Genomic DNA, 23,577 nt, shown 5'->3' with positions numbered 1-23,577 from the left:
ACTATTTCCACATCCACCGAATTGCTGCCCTGACCAATTTTATCTCGCAGATACTTTCTGGCGATCGCACACTATGTAAAAATAGCTATTTATTCAGCAGCTTGTTCATCGTCTTTGAGTGACAACAATGAGTAGCGTTCTTGCATTGACTTGTTCATACTGCGATCGCCACAATCGACTGACTAGAAGCGAATATGGCGTACCTGCACAATCATCCGTTTCAGAGGACGTAAGATTGGATGCCAATTTACCAACCCCAAAGGCTCCATTCAACCAAATGATCGTGCGTGACACAGGCTTTCTCACATCGACTACAACCTAGCATTGATTTAATATTGGCGATCGCCTTCTAGATTTTTCGCAATAATTCCCGAATAGCGATCGCACAATCAGGGAAGGCTAAAGGTGAAATTGTCACATCCTCTGCAAGTATGCTCTCACTATGATACCCGTCTGGACTGGGGAGACGATACATATATAACTTGCGTCCAATGACATCTAAAATCCAGTACTCAATAATACCTGACTTAGCATAAGCGTTCGCTTTTACTTCACGATCATATTTAAGACTGGAATCAGCTATTTCAATCAGTAAAAACACTTCGGAAGCATTGGGATGGTGATCTTCATAATCTAATGGATTCACCTTCACTACCGAAATATCTGGTTCTGGTTCCGAGTAATCGTCAAGTTGCACTGGTGACTGGATTCTTAATAAAACTTTGTCACCCAAACGTTGACGTAATAACCTTTCTGTGCGGGTAATTGCTGATTCGTGAGCAGTTCCTTTTGCTGACATTCTGATGATTTGCCCCGCGATTAATTCTAAGTGTTCTTCAGGATGAAAAATTCCCGTTTCCGCCATTTGGTGATATTCTTGAACACTAATTAGGCGAATATTGGTAAGCATATAGCGTTTCCTAATCACATGAGTTAAATCATAGCCCCCTCCTCGCTTGCGGGGAGGGGGTTGGGGGTGGGGTTCTTGTACCTAGCTCAACTGAGAACTGCGATAAGGTTCACGTTAACGTCCTAGCATTTTATCTCGCAGATGTTTAATGCGATCGCGCAATTTTGCCGCCTCTTCAAATTCCAGTTTCTTCGCTGCTTCTTTCATCTGCGCTTCTAACAGAGTAATCAATTGGGGAATCTGTTCTAACGGCAGTTCATCTATATGTTCATCTACAACTTTCAAGTCAGTTGCATTTAACCGCCGAGATACATCTAAAAAAGCCAAAATCGCATTACTTGATTTTTTCACAATTGGTTGCGGTGTAATGCCATGCAGTAGATTATGTGCCGTTTGAATACCACGCCGCCTGTCTGTTTCATCAATGGCTCTAATCATGCTACCTGTCAGGTTGTCGGCATACAAAATTGCTTGTCCTTGGACGTGACGCGCCGCTCTACCAATAGTTTGAATTAAGGAACGCTCGGTTCTTAAGAAACCTTCTTTATCTGCATCCATTATTGCTACTAGGGAAACTTCCGGTAAATCCAAACCTTCCCGCAGCAAATTCACACCAACCAAAACATCAAATTTCCCTTCGCGCAAATTCTGCAAAATCTCAATGCGCTCAATAGAATTAATCTCGGAATGTAAATACCGTACCCGTATACTGTGGTCTTGCAAATATTCGGTTAAATCTTCTGCCATCCGCTTAGTTAATGTGGTAATTAACACTCGTTCTTGGCGATCGGCTCTATCTTTAATTTCTCCCAACAAATCATCAATTTGTCCTTCTGTGGGACGTACAGAAATTTCTGGATCAACCACCCCAGTTGGTCGAATCACTTGCTCAATTACATGGTCTTCAGAAACTTCTATTTCCCAATTTCCGGGAGTTGCGGAAACAAAAATACACTGATTCATCTTTTGCCAGAATTCCTCTGCTTTCAAAGGACGGTTATCAGCAGCGCTAGGAAGACGAAATCCATGTTCAATTAAAACTTTTTTTCTAGCTTGATCGCCGTTATACATCCCACGAATTTGTGGCACTGTAACGTGAGATTCATCGATAACTAGTAGCCAATCTTTGGGAAAATAATCAATTAAACATTCTGGTGATTCTCCAGCTTGTCTTCCTGCTAAGTGACGGGAATAGTTTTCAACGCCGTTGCAGTAACCTACCTCGCGCAGCATTTCTAGGTCATAGCGTGTACGTTGATCTATGCGTTGCGCTTCTAATAGTTTCCCAGCTTGTTCTAAGTCTAGTTTTTGCTGTTTTAACTCGGCTGCAATGTCATGACAAGCTACTTCTAATCGTTCTTCTGGGGTGACAAAGTGACGTGCGGGGTAGATATTCACCGCTTCCAAACTTTTGAGAATTTCACCTGTCACCGGATCAATGTAGCGAATCGCGTCAATTTCATCACCAAAAAACTCGACACGAATAATCCGGTCTTCATAAGCTGGGCCAATTTCTAAGACATCACCCCGGACGCGAAATTTTCCCCGACCCATTTCTATGTCGTTGCGGCTATATTGAACATTTGCCAAATCCCGTAAAATTTGGCGTTGATTTACTTCCATACCTATCTGAAGGGGGATGGCAGCTTTCAGATATTCTGCTGGCATTCCTAAACCGTAGATGCAGCTGATGGATGCAACGACAATGACATCACGGCGTTCAAAAAGCGATCGCGTCGCTGAATGCCGCAACATATCAATTTCATCATTAATCGCTGCCGTTTTTTCAATATAAGTGTCGGTAACGGGAATATACGCTTCTGGCTGATAGTAATCGTAGTAGCTGACAAAATACTCAACTGCGTTGTTGGGAAAGAAATCCCGCAACTCGTTACAAAGTTGTGCAGCAAGGGTTTTGTTATGCGCCAGAACTAAAGTAGGCTTGCCAATTTTCTCAATAACTGCTGCTACCGAAAATGTCTTGCCAGTTCCAGTGGCTCCTAGTAAAGTTTGGTAACGATTGCCTGATTGAATACTAGCAGTCAGTTGGGCGATCGCTTGTGGTTGATCGCCTGTGGGACTAAAGGGAGCTTGAAGACAAAATTCTGTCATACAGTTTTGCTGGAAATACCCGATCTCATGGTGACAATTTCACCCTATACTTATTGTAGCTGGGTGATTAGACGAAATAAATAGTAATAATTTTTTATAAAAGTTATTAATTTAATTTTACTTATGTATCACTTTGAAAGATACTTATATCTATATGAGGTTTTTTAAGGTTAAACTCTAAGGTATATGGGAAAAAATTTCATCTTTCCTTAATTATTGTAAAATTCAATTAACAAACAGAGGTGTTCGTTTATGACTATTAGCAGCGCTGGCAAAGCAACCAGTTCTCGGCAAAACAATGCAAAGTCTCCAAGAGAAACTACAGAGGAAGTTGAAAATCAACTAGACCAGAGCTTGAATGCAGATAAAGTCGAGGAAGTTACGGAACTGCCAGTGGGAGCTTCTGGTACACTCGCCATTTCTGGAGTTCGTCCCATAGGCGCTAGCGACTTAGAAGTTGCTGAAACACTTTCAATTGCTGGGGTGCGTCCCATTAGCACCAGTACGTTAGAAGTAGTTGAAACTTTTAACTCAATGGGTATTCGCCCAATTGGCGCTAATACATTTGAAGTCGTTGAAAGTATCAATCTCTCTGGGATTCGTCCAATTGCCTCAAGTTCATTGGTAATTTCTGAAAGCTATTCTACATTTGGGAACCGTCCGATAGCATCAAATGAGGTTGACAATTCTGAAAGCCTGATGGGTTTTCTAGATTAGGCAAAAAAATCTCCCCATAACTTTATTAACCCAGTTTCTGTACGGAGCTGGTTTTTTACTACAAAATTAAAAGAAAAGATTACAATATTTGCACTTTCTCTATGTCTTTTAGCATAGGTAAGTAAACTCTAGTTGTTTTATTTTGTATTCAACCAACAGCCAGGATGCTTACTATAACTACCTTTCTAAATTTTGAATTTTGAATTTTGAATTTTGAATTGTTTAATATGCCTTGTGGTGGAAGGCTTTAGCAAAAACCTTAAGCTACTGTGTAAAGGTAATAAGAAAAGATTTCAAAGTTAGTTTACAGCTTTGAAATAAACTTACGATAAAAAAGGAGTACAAAATGAGCTTAGAAGAACGCGCTAAGGCAACTGCCAAAAATATTGAAGGTAAAGCCCAAGAAGCCGCAGCAGAAATTACTGGAGATCCAAAAGATAAAGCTGAAGGTAAAGCAAAGCAAGCTGAAAGCGAAGTACGTCACGGTATTGAAGACGTAAAAGATAATGTGAAGAAAAATCTGGACTAATAATTCATACTTTTTTTTGCAGAAACTCTAGTGAGATAAATTGGGTTTATCCCGTTTTTGCCAAAAAAATATGAGTTGTTCGAGAGCCAAGCTCAAGTCTTTTGAGATTATCTGAGCAAGGATTAGAGAATAGAAGATCGCTTGATTGTAGAATTTTTGTAGAGACGTAATTAATCACGTCTCTACAGTTTCCAAAATTAAAAAAAATGGAGCCAAAATTGCAAAAGGCGATCGCACAAATTAAACCCTGGCGATCGCCTTTAAAATTGTAAAATTGAATTAATATCTAGCGCTGCGCCAATGGCTACTCAAAGAGTAGCGATATCTATGACGGGCTGTGATGCTCGAACGCGAACAGCGTGTGGCAGACAAGACTCTCTAACGCTGTCGGTGACGCAATTTTGCCCAATCTGAAAATTATTTCAAATATCATAAAATTGTAGTATTATAGCACGGGCATTAACTATCTTCAACTATATCTGATTGTTAGCGCTCTGAAATTTAAAATCCATGAGAATATACCGTGAACCTAACTATTTATTTCCTCCGTCATGGACAGACAGAATGCAGTCGCAATAATTCCTTTTGCGGTTCCATAGACTCAGAACTTACCCCAGAAGGATTGGAGATGGCAAAGGCTTTTGCAGACGCATATAGTTCTACGCCTTGGACAGCAATATTTTCTAGTCCAATGCGGCGAACTATATTGACAGCAAAACCCTTATGTGAAGCAATAGAGATGGAACCACAATTCAGAGATGGTTTAAAGGAAATCAACTATGGCAAGTGGGAAGGAAAAACGCCAGAAGTAATTAGCCGTGAATATCACGATGATTATATTCGCTGGTTAGCCGATCCAGCTTGGAATGGCCCAACTGATGGAGAAATAGCAATTACAATTGCTTCTCGCGCTATGCAGGTAATTGAAGAAATCAAGCGTTTATACAGCAGTGGCAATGTGTTAGTGGTTTCCCACAAGGCAACTATCAGAATTATTCTGTGTAGTTTGTTGGGGATTGATGTGGGACGCTTCCGTTTTCGCTTGGGATGCCCTGTTGCTTCCATCGGTATTGTAGAATTTAGCTCACATGGGCCGCTCTTAAAGGTTTTGGCAGACCGTAGTCATTTGGATGAGCGTTTGCGAAATTTACCAGGAACGTGACTTTTTGCCGTGCCACGCGTACCTCATACCACCAATATCGCCTATAATACTGCTCAACTTGACGTAATGAAACTGGTTTTTTAGCTAAAGAAGCTTCTGAACAGCGACGCTAAACTCCTCGTAAGGAGAAACTCCCACGATGGTTTCTGCTAAAACACCATCTTTGAAAATTAAAACCGCCGGAATACTGCGAAGACCGAATTTTTTGAAAATCGGCTTGTTGCTGTCAACGTCTACCTTAATGACTTTGGCACGACCTTTGTATTCCTGGGCGAGTTGATCCATTAACGGACTGATGAGGCGACAGGGACCACACCAAGTAGCAGTAAAGTCAACAACAACGACTTTCTCTTCACTTCCAGTTAAAACACTATCAAATTCACTTTCTTGAACGTAAGCAACTATGTCAGTATCAGTGGACATTTTTTAATTCCTTAGTCTCAAACTAAAATTTCAGTAAAAAGCTAACTATACAAACTATACTCCCTTCTGCCTGTCAGATTTACCTGTAACCGACATCGGGAAACCACCGCAGATGACTTCTGCTTAGTAGCGTAGATTTAATAACCTCCAACTTTTATACGTAGGGTGCGATCGCGTTGATCACCTTTTGTTAATAAGACTATTTTTAGTTTTCTCATTTTCTGCATCTATTTATCTTTACATAGTTTGGTGTTTTCGTACCTATCTACTTAATATTTATTTCCTGTTTTATTAGTAATAATACTTAGTTACAAAAACTTTATTTATTTAATACGCCAGATATATACGTTAATACTAAAACACTTTATAACCGTCATACATAGAATTCTAAACCTAATTTTTGTATAAAAAGTATCGCCATTAAATTAAATTAGTGTTAATATTTGTAATATAAGTATCTTTATGAGGACATATTAAGTGATGGCTATTGTGAAAGAGTTTCCAGGAAATCATTTACAATCAGTTTCTAGTCAAGGAAATAAGACGGTTGTTGAATCTTTAGCACAACAATGGGCTAAAAAATATATCGGGAATCTCAAGGTTGATACTGATAGTACAGAAAAAATAGAAATACCTAATTTATCAGAGATAGTATCACCAGAGGGACGAAAGAGAACTGCTCAAAAAGTATTGGATTCTTTGCGAAGTGTTAGTGCTAGAGCCTGGAATAAAACTGAGGAATTATTATCAAGAGAAATTAAACAACATGGCATCGACTTAAACCTAATTAATCCGTGGGAAATCGCCGGAGATTCTTTTAACATTTACCAAAAAGCTTTGGATGTATATACTCAACAAACAACATCACAACCTCTTTCTTTGGTAAGGAACCTGCTTGATTCAGAGAATCCACTTTATGAACAGGCATTAGATGTTTATACAGAACAAGTGGCTCCTAGCAAGCTGGCTACAGTTGTTGGTGCGGATATAGGAAAGCTGAGAAAGAAATACACAAGTCATGATCCTAGAGTTATTGGCTTTGTAAGTATGCAGTTTCATTACACAAGTCAAATGCTCATACAATCACTTGAGCCAATAGAACAATCACTTATTAGTACATACTTTAAAGTGATTGACGACCATTTGTATATGCCACTGCAACGTGCTTATGAAGCAGCAGCTAACCATGATTCTGATTCTGTAGCATTATCCGCAGTGCAAAAGTTGCTACCAATTAGTACACAAATTGCTAAGAGGATTTCCCAAAGAGTAATTGAACTTTATCCAAATTACAACTCAATGTCTGGTGCATTAAGTAATCCAATAGTTAAGACTTCTAGTATTCGGGATGTAGAAATGTTTCAAATATACCTGTGGGTATGTACTTTAGAAACAAGCTGTGGAGCTATCCAACAAGAGTTATTTCCCTTATGTGTAATGCTCTATCCCAGATTAAAAGTGCAGTGGGAAGTAGTTCGTCAAATGCTAAATTTGCTGAGAAAAGAAATAGACATTAGCTTGACTCCCCAAGAAGCAGAAACTTTAATGCCATATTTCCAGGTATTGTGGGATATGTTCTCTCCAGAGGTGTTTGCTGAACTTGGATTGTAATCGGGGACTTTCAAGGAATAAATTACTCACAAAAGAATTCTTCTTTGCGAGATTCTGCGCGTACTCTTGCAAATAAGCCTTAATAGTCATTCTCTTGAGAAAACAGTTCTAACAAGCCAATTGTGCCTACAAAAAAAGTATAAGTAGCATATTTTATTGGCATCTTTTTTCTGGAAGTTGCATAAAAAGCTGCTATAATACTTTCGATAAAATGGCTTGTCATGGCAAAACGCTCAATCCAAAAAATTGGATTAAGGCTGCTTGGGAGATTACTACTAGTTATTACTGCATAAATATTCCACGATTCTAATCCAATTGCGCTTGTTATAAGCATCGTAGATATAACTTTCACAAATGTAAAAATGTTTCTCTTTCTAAACTTGGAGTTCATACTGTTCACAAAAAATATTTAACATATCTAAAAGACTCGGTGAAATAACAAAGAAGTTAATGTGTGCTATCTAAAAATTCACACTAAGTCAACCAATCTTATATCATGATTTCCATTTTTTTAAAAGCTGATAAAAATATGTACATGGTGTATTAAGCCAATATTCTCAAACTATTGAGAATGGAACTGTGGAAAAACCTATGTCGTTTTGTTATTTGAGAATTTATCCTTAAAGTCTCCTCCTTGTTAAAATAGAGCAAAATGGCATTGAGCGTCCGATTTCATCCCTCAAAAACCCTGAAAAAGAGAAACTAAACTACTTAGGCAAGAAAAAAAATGCCATACCCGTAAACACTACGAGTAATGAAGATTAAATCACCAGATATTTAAAAAATGAGAAAAGTGTGGAATAATACATAGGTGGTAAATTTAATTGCACTCGATAGATTAATAAGAAATGTAAAGCTATGATTGCTCAACATTACAATTCAATTCATGTTGAAAACAACTTGCTTAAACAAATCAAAATTAAAGAAAATCAGCTAAAAATTGCCCAAGAAGCTAATATGCTCTATGTAGCAGAAGGATTACAGAATCAATTATTAAAGTTACAGTGTGAATTGTCAGAGCCGCAAGACGTTGAAATTCAGGCGTTAATGAGTTTGCTAGACAATTAAGATTGTAAAATTGTGTTGCAAAGTTTATTGAAAACACAAAAAGTCTGTTAATAGAGAGCAGAGCATAGTGATTGCGATCGCTGGGGATGTGGTTTAGGTGCTATAGCTGAAGAATTAACAGTACAAGAAGTAGCGATCTAAGGTGTCATAGAAGGATAATAATTCTTACTTAGATAATAAGATATTAGAATTTTTGCTGGGTATGTGGTCTTTTGATCTGCGGTACTGAATCAATCTTAAGAACAGGTTTTATTGAGCGCAGTTGGCTTTGCCTAAGAATTTTAATTTCTCTCTCAATCGAATCTTTTCCTTGCCTAAAAAAGTCTTGAGAATTATATGGAACTAAGTCACGGGATAAATGTTGAGCTTGTGTTGGAGTCATATTAGGGAAGGCTTGTTGAGCATTGGCAGAAATCTGTACAGCCAGTAAAAAAGCTGTTGAAACCACCAAGGGTTTTATTTTTATACATCCGGTGAATATCAGGTTTAACATGGTTGATACATCTGTTGCGTGAATGCTGCTTCAAATCATCTTGTGTTGGTCTGATTATAAGAGACTGACAATATAAAACCTCACCCTGCCTCCGGCTTCCCTCTGGGATACTTTGGAGAGGGATTGAGCGTGAGGTATGATCTTATATTTAATTACGCCTACCTACTTACAACTAATCTTTTATAGAAAAGTTTAGTTTAGAGAACTTTGGATAAGTTTTATATATAGCAGTCCTAAATCATTTGTGAAAATTTTTGTAGATTCCTCTCTCTGCGCTCTCTGCGCCTCTGCGGTTCGTTAAAACAGTAATTTTCACAACTCAGATAGGATTGCTATAGCGTTTCTCAGTTGGGTGAGATACAAGAACCCCACCCCCAACCCCCTCTAAGAGCAAGCGATGAGGGGGCTATGATGTACCTCATTTGATTAGGAAAAGTTACATAACCGAATGCGTTACACAGGCATTCACTAAGGGTAAGAGTGGACCTAGTTGTTCTTGCCCATTCACGGCTAAATCGCTGTGACACAAGTAAACTCTCTCGGATACACGAGAGAGTAAATCTGCCAAAATCCTTCGTAGTCGTTGTTCTTCTGCTAATTTCTCATCTTCTGCTGTCCAAGGTTCCCCTAACCTGTCTCGCAGGAAAAACGGCGCACCAAATAAAGTCGCCGCGCCACCTTTCGCCCATAGCGGTGAACCAGCATCCAGCCAAAAATGCCAACGGTGCGATCGCCTACTAGATCGATATTGAAATATAGTTGCTAAGGTGACGGACTTTCTCGCTCCACCGATGGGACGCACAGGGTAAGGGTTGGCGGTGATTGTACCACGTCGCAGTAATTGAATGAATTCGATAATAGTTGTGTAAGGCGTTGTCTCAACTGGGGAAATTTGTTGTAATCTGGTGTCAATTTCCCAGTAGTGTTGGGCGGTTTCTAATAATTCCCGCAGTGCTGCTAGTTGTTCGTAGGGAAGATTGCTACCATTCCACAAAAAACGCTGAATTGCTCTATCTAAAAGGGAAATGGGACTAGGAATTAAACGCAATTCTTGTTGCGATCGCTGCTGTTCTAACCACTGTAATATCTCATTATAAGCTGTGGTCGCTGCATAGCCGATTCTATCCCAGCGCTCGAAGGCTGAGACTGGTAGCAAGTTGGGGCGTGAGGGATGGGGTAAAAAGCAGTAATCTGCAATTAAACCAGCACGTACCGGGTCAATATTGGTAGAGACGCGATTAATCGCGTCATTGGTAGAGACGCGATTAATCGCGTCTGTAGAGTTTTCTGGTGCTTGTTGTTTCCTGCTCAATACAACTAGCATTTCTGCCACGGCATCCCGATCTACTAAGCGTCCCAAGCCGGGATAAACTAGTGCCAGCATGGTCAGCAATGCGCGAATGATCGGTGAACTAATTAGGGGACGTTGGTCATTAAGGGATTGTACTTGGATGTTTTGCTTGACGAGGATTTCTACTAGAGTATAACGAGCGATCGCATCTAAACCGGGTGCAATAATCGCCACTTGTTCTGGTTGCACTTGCTGTGATTGGATGGCATTAGCAATTACTTCTGCTGTTTGTCGCAATAGTTGAGCGCGGGAGGTGGTTTCAATTGAATGCACAATCTCAGGTAAGCTCAACAGTACCATCGGTTCTGTGACTAATTCCACCATCTGTTTTGTGAGTTGCTCACCAAGGGACTCAGGAGGCGGCCCGCTCAAGATTTCTACCCGACAACGCTCTGCTAGCCCTTCTAGATAGTTGGGATCTGCTCCCAATCCCAATCGCACTGCACCATCAACATTGTAGCTAAACGCCCCGACTGCGCCTTGATCTAATAGCAACTCAAACAAAAGACGCGCTACGCTAGGATAATCGTCAACATCATCCGCCAACACCGCCTGATAGCGTTTAGCTAGGTGCTGTTGATAATTGCGATCGCTTAACAAATGCTGACTATAAAGTTCAGTAATAATCCCATAAGTCAGTAATCCCCTCTCTAAACACCAGTTACGCCAATCTAGGAGCAAAGATCCCAAAAATTCCGGCTCTAAAGTTGTAGTATTTTCTCCCAGACCCCTGGCCAAAATCTGGGCAATATCTTCGCAAGGTATACCACTATAAGCTGCTAATTGCAATAAGTCTAGGATGCGACGCACCAAGCGAGATTCATTCACTCCCGCAATACGTAAAATTTCTTCGTCTAATTGGGGACGCCAGAGTTTGGTTGCTAACTCTTGTTCCGTTTCTGGCCGCAATCGTACCGGAAACTGTGCCTTCAGATTCAACGAGTTAATTAGCAACGGCCAAAATAAAATAACTTCATCCTGAAAAAAACCTAGCGGCGTCTTGGCACGAACCGGATATTTTCCTAATGTAGATGTAACAATTATATCTCCCAATTCTCGACGATTATCATCGTTGGCAGCTAAGACTAAAACTCCTGGCTCTGTTTGTTTAAGATATAAAAATTCGGGTATGCGATCGCCCTTGGCGTTGGCGTTGGCGAAGCCTCTGGTAGAGAAGCCATCGCCTTTTTTACGTCCCTGTCTTTTAGTATAAAATAATTCTGTGTATTGATTTTCAGATTTTACCCAATTACAAAATTGCTCTACCAAGCGAGCCGTCTTACCACTGCGGCTAGTGCCAACAATCCAAACCGAATGAGAAACCACAAACTTTCTCCTTGTAGATTTGCTAGTATACCTCGTGCGTTAACTTAAGGTTAAGAATCACCAAATAATGCTGGATGATTGTCTGCAATGAAAAACTCTGTTTTTAGTCAAAAAATCTATTCTTTCTTACTTGCTGCTTATCGATGGTACTTACAGACTCCTGAACGTTCTTTAGATGAAGCTTACAATGCAGCATTAAAGATTCAGGAAATAGAAAATAAACATTTTAATGGTAATAAAATAGACATTGACTTAGCCATGTACAGTAACAGCGTGATGGATTATTTTGAGTCAGACCTAAAAAAGCTATTAAAAACTGTGAGGATGCGGCTGACGGAGTTTAGAGCAAGCCATTGGTTTCTAAATGAAGAAAATCAAAAAGCTGCTCAGAAAGTAGGTATAGAGTATTTAAGTCCTTCTTTGGTTTTGGAAAAGCTAAACTTAGTCGACCAAATTATATCCAAATACACAACAATTTCTGATCAAATAACTTCTAAAGCTTTAGTAGTCCAACCTCAAAATCTACCAGTTAACTCTGTGATCTCTGAGGACAAGTCGCTACTCGTCAATACTCCAACGTTACCACCCAAAATAGCAACTCAAAACTTGGAGAGGAAACCAGAAATAAAGCGTAAAAGCGATACAATGGGCGTTTTACCCCGCTCTCTTTTAAGTACTATCACTCGTCTGCAAGTTGAATTAGACCCTAATTCTGAACAAGAGGTAATTCAGAATTTTCGTCAGACTCAAAGAAGAACAATAATATCTATCAGGTTTATTTTACTATTAATTATAGTCCCACTTTTAACGCATCAGATAGCAAAAGCTTTCGTAGTCGGTCCCATTATTGAGCGGGTTAGAAGCTCTGAGCAAATGCAGATATTCCTCAATTCAGAAATGGAAGAGGAAGCCCTGTTAGAATTACAAACGTTTGAAGAAAAGCTCAAGTTTGAAAATCTCATTATCAAAGCCCCTCCACTGTCGTCTGAGCAGATTGAAAATGAAATGGGTAATAAGGCTATAGAGCTTGCTAAAGAATTTCGTCACGAAAGCTCTAATGCGATCAAAAATATTTTTGCAGATATGTTCTCGGTGGGTGCTTTTATCTGCCTTTTGTTAGTCAGCAAGTCTTCTATTGCTGTGCTAAAGGATTTCATTGATAATATTGTCTATGGACTTAGTGATAGTGCTAAGGCATTCATCATCATTTTGTTTACTGATATATTTGTAGGATTCCACTCTCCTCATGGCTGGGAAGTACTACTAGAAGGTGTATCGCGCCATTGGGGATTACCAGCAAATCGAGATTTTATCTTCTTATTTATTGCTACATTTCCAGTGATTTTAGATACTATTTTCAAATACTGGATATTCCGATTTTTGAACCGGATATCACCATCAGCAGTTGCCACTTACCGTAATATGAATGAATAAGGTATTGGGAATTGGGCATGGGGCATGGGGCATTGGGCATGGGGCATGGGGCATGGGGCAGTAAATTATTTTTGATGTTTGATTTTTGAATTGGAGCGAAGTGGGATAATCTCAAAAATTTTTAATTTTGATGAAAAAGGCACTTGCTGGGTTAAGAACGTTTAACAAAATTATCGCTATCAGCTTACCTGTAATTTTGTTGATTTTGCTGGTGCGGATGCAATCTTTGGCGCATCAAGAACTCAGCTCGCCAGAATGTCGTGTGCAAAAGTGGGATATACCAGTTTCCTTGACTGCTAAAAATCAAGATGCACTTACACAAAAGCAAAAAGCACCATTAATCCAGAGACTACCAGTTACTTGTTGTCAAGGTGATACCTCTTGTTTGGATGAAGTACTCTATGGACAAACAGCAGATAAAAAGGCACTATTGAGTGCGATCGCTCACAGTGTTCAATATTTGCAAACAGCTAAAGCTGTGGCTGCTTATCAAAACTATCAGATGGCTGGGATTACGCGCGATCGCGTGTTCAAAAGCTTGAAAAGATTCCGCGAACTTCTATTAAAAACTAATTCTGCAACAGAATTACATCAAGCGATCGAGCGGGAATTTGTACTTTACCAGTCAGTCGGTCAAGATAACAAAGGTTCCGTTTTATTCACCGCCTATTATGAACCACTTTACGCAGCCCGTCGCGTCCCTACAGCAGAATATCGTTATCCTGTTTATGGATTACCTCCTGATTTAAATTCCTGGTCTAAGCCTCATCCTACACGCTTGGAATTAGAAGGAGTTGATGGTTTGCAAGGTGCAAAGGGTAAATTACGAGGATTAGAGTTGTTTTGGTTTCGCCTTCGCCTCGAACCATATCTAGCTCAAATTGAAGGTTCAGCGAGACTTCAGCTTCCCGATGGGACTCAAACAGCAATCGGCTATGCTGGTAATAACGCTTATAACTACAAAAGTCTTGGTCGAGAATTAGCGAATGATGGCAAATTACCGCTACAAGGTATGACTATGCCAATTATTCTCGACTATTTCCAAAAGCATCCCCAAGAGTTAAATATTTATATTCCGCGCGATCGCAGCTTTGTTTTTTTTCAAGAAAATCACGGTCAGCCAGCCCAAGGTTCTATCAATGTACCATTAACAGCAGAGCGTTCTATTGCCACAGATAAATCCCTCATGCCTCCTGGTGCTTTAGCGTTGATTCATACTTCTATTCCCTTTGTTAATCCTACCGGAAAAATCGAGGAGCGCATCGTTAGTCGCTATGTTCTTGACCAAGATACCGGAGGTGCAATTAAAGGTGCAGGTAGGGTAGATTATTTTTTAGGTACTGGGAAATTAGCAGGCGATCGCGCTGGTGTCACAGTCAGCAATGGACAATTATTTTATCTATTACTCAAGCCCCAGAATTAAACAAAATGCAAAACTTCATCCTGTATCTAGCTTCCCTCTCCTTTACAAGGAGAGGGATTGAGGGTGAGGTAAGCCAGGGACTTGAAGAAGAATGCAGAATTCAGAATTCTGAATTCTGAATCAAGTACACATTCCAAATCAATGAAACGCTTGGGGTAAGTAATTACGAATTACGCTACTAGGCTTCTGTATCCATCTCAGCATCGTCATCGTCATGATCGTAAGGGATATCGTCAAGGTCGATCATTTCTGAAATTTCTTCTACTTCATTTAGATACTCAGATTCTTGATGTTCACGCTCGATTAGACGACCAGTTGACTTTAGCCATTCTAAGAGAATAAACTCATTACTTGTACGAATTACAGGCGCTCGCTGGTTACGAGGTTCTTCACGCAGAGGACTTATAGGCATAAAAAAAACTCACTTTTAATTACAGGTTAGCGTACAAAAACATCAAAATTGGACATTAAGGTTAAAAGCCTTGTATAACAAGCCTTTTCTCAACAGATGAAATATGAACTATTGAGTGTTTCATCAAATTCCTTGATAAAACTGCTACTCGCAGCATGAAGATAATCCTCAGAGTAAATATCTTAGTACAGAATTTCATAAGTTCATAGCAAATTAAAATTGGCAAAACTCAGCGCCCTTCTGCGCTTCCTTCCCTTTGCGTTTAAAAAAGCTACAAATTTCGGAAATGCTGTACTAGTCAAGCACCTAAGATTTGTTTCTTACAAGCCCCTACCTCAAGTCCGTCTACTTACCATTAAAATACCTTCGCGTCAGTCCTAATAATAAATCTTCAAGGGGACGCGATCTCACAAGGCATTTGGTAGCTTGGCGATAGTTTCATACATATTAGAGGGCAATGCAGACAGTCTGTTCGCTACAGCGACAGCATCAGCTAAGTTGCTAAATTGACATCGGACAATCTCTTGTCCATTTCCTGAAGGGAAACGCTTCCTAGCTTTATTAGATACAGCACAAATTATCGCTAACGCTTTGGCGAACCCATCTTTTGTCAATATTGTTTCTTGAGCGAACCCTTCAACAGGAATAAGGCAAACCTCAAACCGATAGCCCGGCCGGGGAGAAACAGCTATGTCAATATATGGTTTATCTTCTTTTCTGATTCGGCGTAAATATTTGGCTGTCGAATTAGTATCATGCAAATCAGTCCCAAGGGCGTAAGTAAAGAAACAATCTTCTGTGAGGGATTCAGGACGGTTAATTATATCCGTTGGCATAAGTTCAACTACTATCCGTATGTTGTCTGGTTTTGCGAGACACTTTACTGTCCATTCTTATTGGCACGTTTTTTGACAGTGAGATGTATTCAGTTTTATGCGAGGTATTCCAATACAGTTCTGCTCACTAAAAATTTCAAGTTTTTGAGTGCTGAAGAGTCTCATCTCTAAAGGTCTTAGCTCTATTAACTTTGAGACTTAATCCATACTTTCAGAACACCTGTTCTAGGTCATTATCTTCAACTTTATTGGGCCTGATTGGGTAGATTAGCAATATAAACTGACATAAAACACCTTCAAAATCAAAGAGTGTAGAGATTTAGATTCGGAGAGGCGTCTATCATAGTCAGTTACATGACCGAAAATATTTCTCAACTACGTAACTATAACATAGCTGACGGTTGAACTTTTTTTAACTATTCCGACCGATAGATATTCTATCACCAAGAACAGTAAGTTGTATTCAATTATGAAATTTAGATAAGTAAATCTTATAAGTGTTAAGTAGTTCTAATTTTTACCGAGCGTAATTATCCAGAGAGGATATAGCGTTTCTTAATCATGTGAGGTACATTATAGTCCCCTGCTCGCTTGCTCTTAGGGGGTTGGGGGTGGGGTTTTTGTACCTCACTCAACTGAGAACTGCTATGAATACTGATTGCGATCGCATCATCTCATAAAGTAGGGTGGGCACCATTTACTCAAACGCTTCTTTTTAGCTTATAGGCACTGCCTATCCTAAGGTTATTTAAAATCGGACAAAATCTCAATTATTAGCTTAATTAAAAACCCCATATTTCAACAAAATAAATTTATTATAAGCACAAAAAACTGGTTGCTATTATTAAAATAAGTTACTATTTATGTAGTTTTAAGACAACTTATTTTCACGAAGCAAATAGTAGTTTCAAGAAGTAGCCCGGTGCCGGGTGGAATTAAACGTCAAATAAAGTGTGATTGCAAGCGAAGCAATCCCCAAACCTGACGAACGCTTCATCTCGTACAATCTGGGAATGCCTAAAAGCGATCGCAATCATAAACTCTCTGATATTTATTTATACCCATTTATTGCCTTATATTTTCTAAAAATTAAGAGGCAATTGCTATTAGCCTGTAGAAATCAACCGAACCATAAATCTTTATTCTATGGTTGACACATTAAATGTTTTGTCGATGCCATTTGAGATGCGCTTACCCTGCATATCAAATCTAAATCAAGTGTCAAACTGGCGATTATAAATAACCTTAGCAGTATGCCACAAGCTACTGCTAAGGCGCAAAGTAAAGAAAGTCAGGATTTCACGAATCTTTTAGGACTGCTATAGCTAATAGCTGTTAAAGTTTGCCAACAAAATTAACAGATGAATTCTCTAATAGGCTGCTAGGTCAATTTCTAAACCTACGGAACAGAACCATATCCGAGAGATGGAGCTAAAGCTTTTGCAGCTGTAATGAACCCTTTAAAGTCTAAGTCTGAGTAATACAAGAAATAAGTTGCTCCGGAAATGGGATAAGCACTTGCACTCTTGGGATCGGTCAGATTATCAATTCTAGTCAGCTTAGTACCGTATGTTACAACAGTCCCATCTTTAATAGCCGCTGTAATTGAAGCTGGTGAGACAGCAATATACTTACCTGCCTTGTTAAGTAAGAGTGCAGCAGGTAGCTTTTTAGTTAAACGGGTAGCATTATCCACATAACCAATTGCACCTTTATTACTTGCGATCGCAGTGGCTACACCTCCGCCACCAGTAGCACCAATGAAAGTACTTGGCCAACTAACAGTTGTACCCGCTCCTCTATTCCATACATTAGCTGCTGGAACACCTGGAGCCTTACATACAGTATTGAGATGACTGCTTAAAATAAAAGTGCTACCACTTGAGTCAGCACGACGTACAACTTTGATGGGTACATTGAGTGCTATTTGGCCACCGTTATCTGCACTAATGCTTTTATCATTCCAATTTGTGATGCTACCGTTCAAAATACCACAGTAACTAGCTCGTGAAAGCTTAAGTCCTGCTGGTACAGTAAGACCACTAGTGTTAAAAGCTAATGTGATTCCGACACCTACCAGAGGCACTTGGACGTAACCACGACCGCCAGTAACTTTTTCTGTTCCTGCTACGGGGTCGTCACTATCTGCAAAAGTGATTGGGCTAGGAGTACCAGCTGGTGGGGTTTGAGCGAAAAAAGCTTTTAACCCTGCGCCACTACCACTTGCAGTATATGTGAATGCGAACTTCGATTTTAGACCTGCAAATAAAGCATTTACAGTAGTTGCACCTGCACCATTACCTACAGAGGTCGCAGCTAGAGATATAAGAGTAGCAGATTGACCTGCTACTAAACCAATTGTCATGGCAAATAGAGAAACTGAACTTGCCAAATGGGTCAATTTACGATCGCGATTAAAAGCCATGTAAAGCTCCTTCAAATTAATTTCCGGTTCAACACCATATCAAATCCAAATCAAGTGTCAAACTAGCGATTATAAATAACCTTCTATATGCACAAATAATTGGCATTAATAAAAAAGGTTATTAATATATCCAAAGTTTTCACAAAGCTCTAAAAAATGTAGATAAATTAAAGGCAAATTTTTCAAGATGTAGAGGGCGTTAAACTATTGCTCATCCACCCTATGACATGATTATTTGCTAGTTAAAAACTCTACATTCGCAAAGTAAGTTTGTATAAATCTCAGTGGCTTTAGGATAAAAGAGTAGTTACTAGGTACTATGGATCATGGTTCAATTACCATTCTCAGTCTCTTATACTCTTTTAAAAAGCCATGTTTAATTTTACCCACTTACTTATTTGGGATGGTAATTTTATCGGAATTATGAAAATCACTTTCTTGAATGTAAACGCACAGCAGTATGCCACAGGCTACCGCTAAGACGCAAAGTAAAGAAAGTCAGGATTCTCACGAATCTTAGGACTGCTATAGCTAATAGCTGTTAAAATTTGCCAACGAAATCAACAGTATAATCTTAAGGTAAAGCTGAAGTCATGATTACGTTATGAAATGGTTAAAAAACTGAAATATATTTCTGGAGTTGAAAGATGTTTTAAAAGTAGTTTTTGTAGCGCTTTTTTATTAATTCGCCAGAGTAAAATCTAAAAATTTCGCTTACATACAGTTTCACTTATTAAGCTTTTTTTTAGAGGTTTTAATAAGTATTTAATAGAGTTTAGGCAGTTTACAAATTAACCAGTGTGTGTATCAAAGAAAATGCGTTGTTTCAGGATTTTATCAATCATCCTTTTATTAGTTGCGTAGGCGTAACACAACCAAGTATCGCAAAAAAAATAGCTGAAAATCTAACTATAATACCATAAACATAAATCACATATTTTGTGTTTTATGTCAACGGGTAATTTATAGTATTTTTTTTGACAATTAACCAATTTATAAACATTCAGAATATTTAGGCAAAAGGATAAAGCGTGGTGTATTTAGTGCTATCGACGGTAGACTGATTAACGCGTATGTAAATAGTAGTGCTAACATAATCTGCAAAAGTATTCCCAAAGTCCTTTGCAGATGGGATACTGTAGCCACTGCGTTACAACTTCACCAAAGTTGTAACAATCCATGTAATACGTTATAGTACGCAAGGTAAGGATAAAACCTTACAAAAGGGTTAGTTGGAGGAATAAAATGTTTTCTATAGAACTTGTAACTATGCTCCCAAGTATTGTCTCGCGTTTCTACCGGATTCTCCAACCTCTAATTGAAGCAAAAGCGCCGGGATAGAAAAAGTTTAGGAGGACTGTAGCAGTTCTGCTTTCAAGCTCGAAACCTAGTTTCTCAAACCACGCATACTTACCTTGTTAAACCAAACTTAATATTTTATTAACTTAGCTTAATAAAAATTTATATACAATGTAAGACCTTACTGCAAACTTCATAATTTGATTAAAAATGAATGTTCAATCATGTTAAGTTATAAATAACTGTAAAATTTTAGACAACCAACACTCATAGTACGCCATAGGAAAATTAGCAAATGTCTAGACAAAGTTCTCACCAGAGAAACTTTTTCAAAGCTTTAACTGGTAGTGCAGTCAAAGGATTTCATAACTTAAGACTGGGACTGAAATCTGGCCTGATTATTCTGGTTGAATCTGTACCTTTTTTGATTGCTTGTGCTGTACTTGTAAGCGTTATCAGCCTAAAAAGTCCTATCCTGCTCTTTTGTTTACTAGTTGGTAGTTTAATTACAGTCATCACCCAGCAAATTGGGGAGCAGGTGAATTTACCAAGGCGATCGCTAATACTATTACAAATTTTAGCAGCAGCGATCGTTCTGAGTTTATATTGGTTAGACTGTTTTGCAGCCCCCGCACAAGCACAGTTTTTTGGGGAAGCTGAAAAGTTTTTCAAAAGAACCTTACAAAGTGGTTCAGGAACAAATGCTGGTGGTAGCGACACACCAGTAAGCTTGATTTTTAACGTGTTGCGGGCAATTTACTTACTCTATATTGCAATTTCTCTGGTTGGTGTGATTAACGCAGTGCGTAAAGATGAAGATTGGCAAAGCATTGCCAGAACTCCCCTATTAGTGGTTGTTGCTGTTACCATTGCTGATGTACTCACACGCTTTGTAATTGGCGATAGCAGTAAATAATTCAGATATTTCAAATGTCTCAAGAGCGGGAACAAGAATTTCGTCCAGTTAATCAGGTTCTGGGAAGCCAACCTTCATTAGGACCAATCCCTGCCGATCAAATTCTTCCTTGGACGGTAATCGCCTTAGCCTCATACTTTATTATCAATGGGATTTTTGGTGGTATTTTCCAAGAAGAGTTTCAAAAATGGTTGTGGACAGTACTAATGACTGGTTGGGGAATCGGAACTTGGTGGATTTTAACTGGTGGTAGGAGTTGGAGTTTTTTAAGTAAATTTATTGGCGTTCCCGCTTGGACAAGAGGCTTTGCTCGTTATCAAAGCTTACTCGTAGTTAACCATGAAGCAAAAAATCGGAAAACAAAGCGTCAGCGTCGCCGGAAATGAAAGTAGATTAACACCATTTGAAGATGCCTTGCATTTGGCGACAATGTTACGTGTCGCCATGAATGGACGTGATATTGGCGCTTACCTTTTGACAAAAGGTACTCAAAAAGATCGATTCTGCTTTGTTTTTGGTTTTGACTGTAAGGGAATTCATACCACTTTAAGACCCGAACAAATCGATACACTTTTTAATAACATTGAAGCCGGATTGAAAGATATCCCTAGCGGTGAAAGAATCACACTGCATTTGGGATCTTTTAGTTCAGACAAAGAGCGCCAACAAGAATTAGCATCACTAATCAGAAATACGCCATCACGAGATATCAAATATTTGCTGATGGCGGAAAGAGCTAGAGTCAAAGAACTGACTATTTCTGGTGTTCGGAAGCCAAAATTTTTGCGGATTTATGTCACTTACACCATTGAATCCAACTCCAAAAGTGGGGATGATTGGATAGAGAAGCTTTTAGTCAGAGCTGAATCATGGTGGTTGAAATTCAAAGGTGAACTATCAGAAGTAGAAAACCAACGCATTGAAACCCTGATTACAAATGCTTACAAACAAGGTTTTCTCCGTTGGGAACAAATTTTATCTAACCAAATGGGATTAGACGTCAAGCCTTTGAAAGCTGACGAACTCTGGGAGGAAATCTGGAGAAGGTTTAATGATACAGATCCAATAGATATTCCCCAGTTAATGACTTTAGATGAACAAGGACTGCACGAGCAAGTTAATTCCGATTTAGCTAGTACTAAATTGCTTATAGACAATATCCACGGCACAACTTTACTGATGGAATCTAGCATACCTTGTGCCGATCGCCGTTGGGTTAATGTTAACAACCGTTATATTGGCGCACTGTCATTTCTCGAAAAACCCGGAGGTTGGTCAAATAAATCTACCCAACTGCGCTATTTATGGGAACTGTTGGCCAGAGAAAGAGTAGTAGATACAGAGATTTTTTGTGAGTTGACTGCCGCAAATCCAGCAATGGTGAAAACTACTCTGCAACGAGTGCTGAAGCAGTCAAACATGACCACAATTATGGCTCAAGAAAAAAGTAAAACTATTGATGTCAATGCTCAATTAAAGTTGAAGAAATCGGTAGCAGCCCAAGAACAATTATTTGAAGGTGCAGTTCCGATTTATACGAGTGTCGTAATTTTGGTGCATCGTCCAACTGTAGAGAAATTAGATGAGGCGACAAGATATATTGAAAACTGTTTTCAACGTCCAGCAAGAGTAATTAGAGAAACTGAGTATGCCTGGAAAATTTGGCTGCAAACTCTGCCGATAGTTTGGGAAGGTTTATTAGCAACACCCTTCAACCGTCGCCAGCTATATTTAACAAGTGAAGTTCCCGGATTAATGCCTTTAGTTTTAACTAAAAGAGGTGATAAACAAGGCTTTGAGTTGATTGCTGAAGAAGGCGGAACACCCGTACATTTAGATTTATTTACTCAACACAAAAATTTAGCTTTGTTTGCCACAACTCGTGCTGGTAAATCGGTGTTGGTATCAGGGATTTTAACTCAGGCTTTGGCGCATGGCATTCCTGTAGTGGCGTTAGATTTCCCCAAACCTGATGGGACATCTACTTTTACTGACTATACAGAGTTTATGGAGGGGAATGGAGCGTATTTTGATATCTCCAAACAATCGAATAACTTATTTGAACAGCCAGATTTACGATCGCTAGATCCAGAACAACAGCGCGATCGCTTTCTCGATTATACCGCCTTCCTAGAATCAGCTTTAATGACAATGGTTTTAGGATCATCCACTGAAAGTCAAATTTTATCGCAAACCGTGCGATCGCTGCTCAACTTAGCATTAGAAGCTTTCTTTGTTGATGAGGGTATAAAACAACGATATATACAGGCGATGGCAGGAGGATTTGGCACTCAGGCTTGGCAGAAAACCCCTACCTTAAAAGATTTTCTCTATTTCTGTTCCCCAGAACACTTGCAGCTAGATTCTTTAAGTGGCAGAGTCGAAGATGCCCTCAGTCAAATTCAGCTGCGCTTGCGGTTTTGGCTTTCTAGTCGTGTGGGACAAGCTATTTCTGCACCATCCAGCTTTCCCACCGATGCACAACTTTTAGTTTTTGCGCTTAGAAACCTATCAGATAATGAAGATGCAGCCGTACTATCCTTGAGTGCCTATTCAGCCGCACTACGACGCGCACTCAGCAGTCCAGCTTCTATATTCTTTATCGACGAAGCACCAATTCTATTTGAATTCGAGCAAATTTCCGACTTAGTTGGCAGAATTTGTGCTAACGGCGCTAAAGCTGGTATCAGAGTCATTTTATCAGGACAAGATCCTGATACCATTGCTAAGTCTAAAGCTGCATCTAAAATTTTACAAAACTTGACAACACGATTGATTGGACGGATTCAGCCAGTTGCAGTGGATAGTTTTGCAGACATCTTGAAATATCCCCGCCAAGTTATTTCTCGTAATGCCTCAGAAAGCTTTTTTCCCCGCAAAGAAGGCGTTTATAGCCAATGGCTGCTAGATGATAACGGTATTTATACATTCTGCCGTTACTATCCAGGTTACGAACAATTGGCGGCAGTTGCAAATAATCCCTCTGAACAAACTGCACGTAGCAAAATGATGCAAATTCATAGCAATAAATATGAAGCCATTTCTGCATTTGCACGTCAGTTAGTGGCTACTTTACGTAGTAGTTAATTGGGTTATGTCAGTAGTTAACAGTGATTCAAAAAGTTATAAA

Annotated in this window: 20 protein-coding genes; 10 read left to right on the top strand and 10 right to left on the bottom strand. The window is 39.3% G+C overall.

Features of this window, described 5'->3' with window-relative positions:
- Positions 1-105: 105 nt before the first annotated feature.
- The 3 genes from V7K31_RS09025 to uvrB all read right to left on the bottom strand — a co-directional run bounded on the left by V7K31_RS09025 (position 106) and on the right by uvrB (position 3,022).
- Positions 106-294, bottom strand: a complete 189-nt coding sequence (locus V7K31_RS09025; RefSeq protein ID WP_335093893.1) for a hypothetical protein — start codon at positions 292-294, stop codon at positions 106-108.
- A gap of 55 nt (positions 295-349) precedes the next feature.
- The gene (locus tag V7K31_RS09020) at positions 350-910 is read right to left on the bottom strand and encodes a Uma2 family endonuclease (RefSeq protein WP_335093892.1); all 561 of its coding nucleotides are present in this window, start codon (positions 908-910) and stop codon (positions 350-352) included.
- Positions 911-1,024: 114 nt separating this feature from the next.
- Entirely contained in the window at positions 1,025-3,022 is a 1,998-nt protein-coding gene (gene uvrB, locus V7K31_RS09015) for an excinuclease ABC subunit UvrB (RefSeq protein WP_335093891.1), read from the bottom strand.
- Positions 3,023-3,274: 252 nt separating this feature from the next.
- Between uvrB and V7K31_RS09010 the strand changes: the two genes are divergently transcribed.
- From V7K31_RS09010 to V7K31_RS09000, 3 genes are all read left to right on the top strand, one after another.
- The gene (locus tag V7K31_RS09010; RefSeq protein ID WP_335093890.1) at positions 3,275-3,739 is read left to right on the top strand and encodes a hypothetical protein; all 465 of its coding nucleotides are present in this window, start codon (positions 3,275-3,277) and stop codon (positions 3,737-3,739) included.
- Positions 3,740-4,085: 346 nt separating this feature from the next.
- Positions 4,086-4,268 carry a CsbD family protein gene (locus V7K31_RS09005; RefSeq protein WP_334826028.1) on the top strand — a complete coding sequence of 61 codons (183 nt, stop codon included), beginning with the start codon at positions 4,086-4,088 and terminating at the stop codon, positions 4,266-4,268.
- Positions 4,269-4,791: 523 nt separating this feature from the next.
- A complete protein-coding gene (locus V7K31_RS09000; protein ID WP_335093889.1) occupies positions 4,792-5,430 on the top strand; it encodes a histidine phosphatase family protein in 639 nt (212 codons plus the stop codon).
- 84 nt (positions 5,431-5,514) lie between these two features.
- On the opposite strand, the gene trxA is transcribed toward V7K31_RS09000, so the two are convergent.
- Entirely contained in the window at positions 5,515-5,853 is a 339-nt protein-coding gene (gene trxA, locus V7K31_RS08995) for a thioredoxin (protein ID WP_335093888.1), read from the bottom strand.
- 480 nt (positions 5,854-6,333) lie between these two features.
- Between trxA and V7K31_RS08990 the strand changes: the two genes are divergently transcribed.
- Positions 6,334-7,464, top strand: a complete 1,131-nt coding sequence (locus tag V7K31_RS08990; RefSeq protein ID WP_335093887.1) for a hypothetical protein — start codon at positions 6,334-6,336, stop codon at positions 7,462-7,464.
- A 79-nt stretch (positions 7,465-7,543) separates the two neighbouring features.
- On the opposite strand, the gene V7K31_RS08985 is transcribed toward V7K31_RS08990, so the two are convergent.
- Positions 7,544-7,855, bottom strand: a complete 312-nt coding sequence (locus tag V7K31_RS08985; RefSeq protein ID WP_335093886.1) for a hypothetical protein — start codon at positions 7,853-7,855, stop codon at positions 7,544-7,546.
- 467 nt (positions 7,856-8,322) lie between these two features.
- Between V7K31_RS08985 and V7K31_RS08980 the strand changes: the two genes are divergently transcribed.
- Positions 8,323-8,532 (top strand): hypothetical protein, encoded by a 210-nt coding sequence (locus V7K31_RS08980; RefSeq protein WP_335093884.1) that lies wholly within the window; start codon positions 8,323-8,325, stop codon positions 8,530-8,532.
- Positions 8,533-8,716: 184 nt separating this feature from the next.
- Here V7K31_RS08980 and V7K31_RS08975 read toward each other — a convergent pair whose 3' ends face one another.
- The gene (locus V7K31_RS08975) at positions 8,717-9,025 is read right to left on the bottom strand and encodes a hypothetical protein (RefSeq protein WP_335093883.1); all 309 of its coding nucleotides are present in this window, start codon (positions 9,023-9,025) and stop codon (positions 8,717-8,719) included.
- A 436-nt stretch (positions 9,026-9,461) separates the two neighbouring features.
- Entirely contained in the window at positions 9,462-11,702 is a 2,241-nt protein-coding gene (locus tag V7K31_RS08970) for a recombinase family protein (protein ID WP_335093882.1), read from the bottom strand.
- A 78-nt stretch (positions 11,703-11,780) separates the two neighbouring features.
- Between V7K31_RS08970 and V7K31_RS08965 the strand changes: the two genes are divergently transcribed.
- Complete coding sequence (locus tag V7K31_RS08965) at positions 11,781-13,136, top strand: proton extrusion protein PcxA (protein WP_335093880.1); 1,356 nt, start codon at positions 11,781-11,783, stop codon at positions 13,134-13,136.
- A 130-nt stretch (positions 13,137-13,266) separates the two neighbouring features.
- Complete coding sequence (gene mltA, locus V7K31_RS08960; protein ID WP_335093878.1) at positions 13,267-14,559, top strand: murein transglycosylase A; 1,293 nt, start codon at positions 13,267-13,269, stop codon at positions 14,557-14,559.
- A 178-nt stretch (positions 14,560-14,737) separates the two neighbouring features.
- Here the strand turns inward: mltA and V7K31_RS08955 are convergent, their stop codons facing one another.
- The 3 genes from V7K31_RS08955 to V7K31_RS08945 all read right to left on the bottom strand — a co-directional run bounded on the left by V7K31_RS08955 (position 14,738) and on the right by V7K31_RS08945 (position 18,247).
- Complete coding sequence (locus tag V7K31_RS08955; protein WP_334826017.1) at positions 14,738-14,971, bottom strand: DUF3134 domain-containing protein; 234 nt, start codon at positions 14,969-14,971, stop codon at positions 14,738-14,740.
- 407 nt (positions 14,972-15,378) lie between these two features.
- A complete protein-coding gene (locus V7K31_RS08950) occupies positions 15,379-15,807 on the bottom strand; it encodes a hypothetical protein (RefSeq protein ID WP_335093876.1) in 429 nt (142 codons plus the stop codon).
- A 1,399-nt stretch (positions 15,808-17,206) separates the two neighbouring features.
- Positions 17,207-18,247: a substrate-binding domain-containing protein gene (locus V7K31_RS08945; RefSeq protein WP_335093875.1), complete on the bottom strand. Its 1,041-nt coding sequence runs from the start codon at positions 18,245-18,247 to the stop codon at positions 17,207-17,209.
- A gap of 1,579 nt (positions 18,248-19,826) precedes the next feature.
- On the opposite strand from V7K31_RS08945, the gene V7K31_RS08940 reads away from it, so the two are divergent.
- The 3 genes from V7K31_RS08940 to V7K31_RS08930 are packed head-to-tail and all read left to right on the top strand — an operon-like array spanning position 19,827 to position 23,534.
- Entirely contained in the window at positions 19,827-20,447 is a 621-nt protein-coding gene (locus tag V7K31_RS08940) for a hypothetical protein (RefSeq protein ID WP_335093874.1), read from the top strand.
- A 14-nt stretch (positions 20,448-20,461) separates the two neighbouring features.
- A complete protein-coding gene (locus tag V7K31_RS08935; protein ID WP_335093872.1) occupies positions 20,462-20,833 on the top strand; it encodes a hypothetical protein in 372 nt (123 codons plus the stop codon).
- On the top strand, positions 20,787-23,534 hold the full coding sequence (locus tag V7K31_RS08930) for a hypothetical protein (protein WP_335093871.1): 2,748 nt from the start codon (positions 20,787-20,789) through the stop codon (positions 23,532-23,534). Before V7K31_RS08935 ends, V7K31_RS08930 begins: the two co-directional genes overlap by 47 nt.
- The last annotated feature ends 43 nt before the right edge of the window (positions 23,535-23,577 follow it).

The organism is Nostoc sp. (genome assembly GCF_036917675.1).
In the GTDB taxonomy this organism is placed as follows: domain Bacteria; phylum Cyanobacteriota; class Cyanobacteriia; order Cyanobacteriales; family Nostocaceae; genus Nostoc.
Note: the sequence above shows the minus strand (reverse complement) of the source record. Positions and strands in the feature narration are given on the sequence as shown.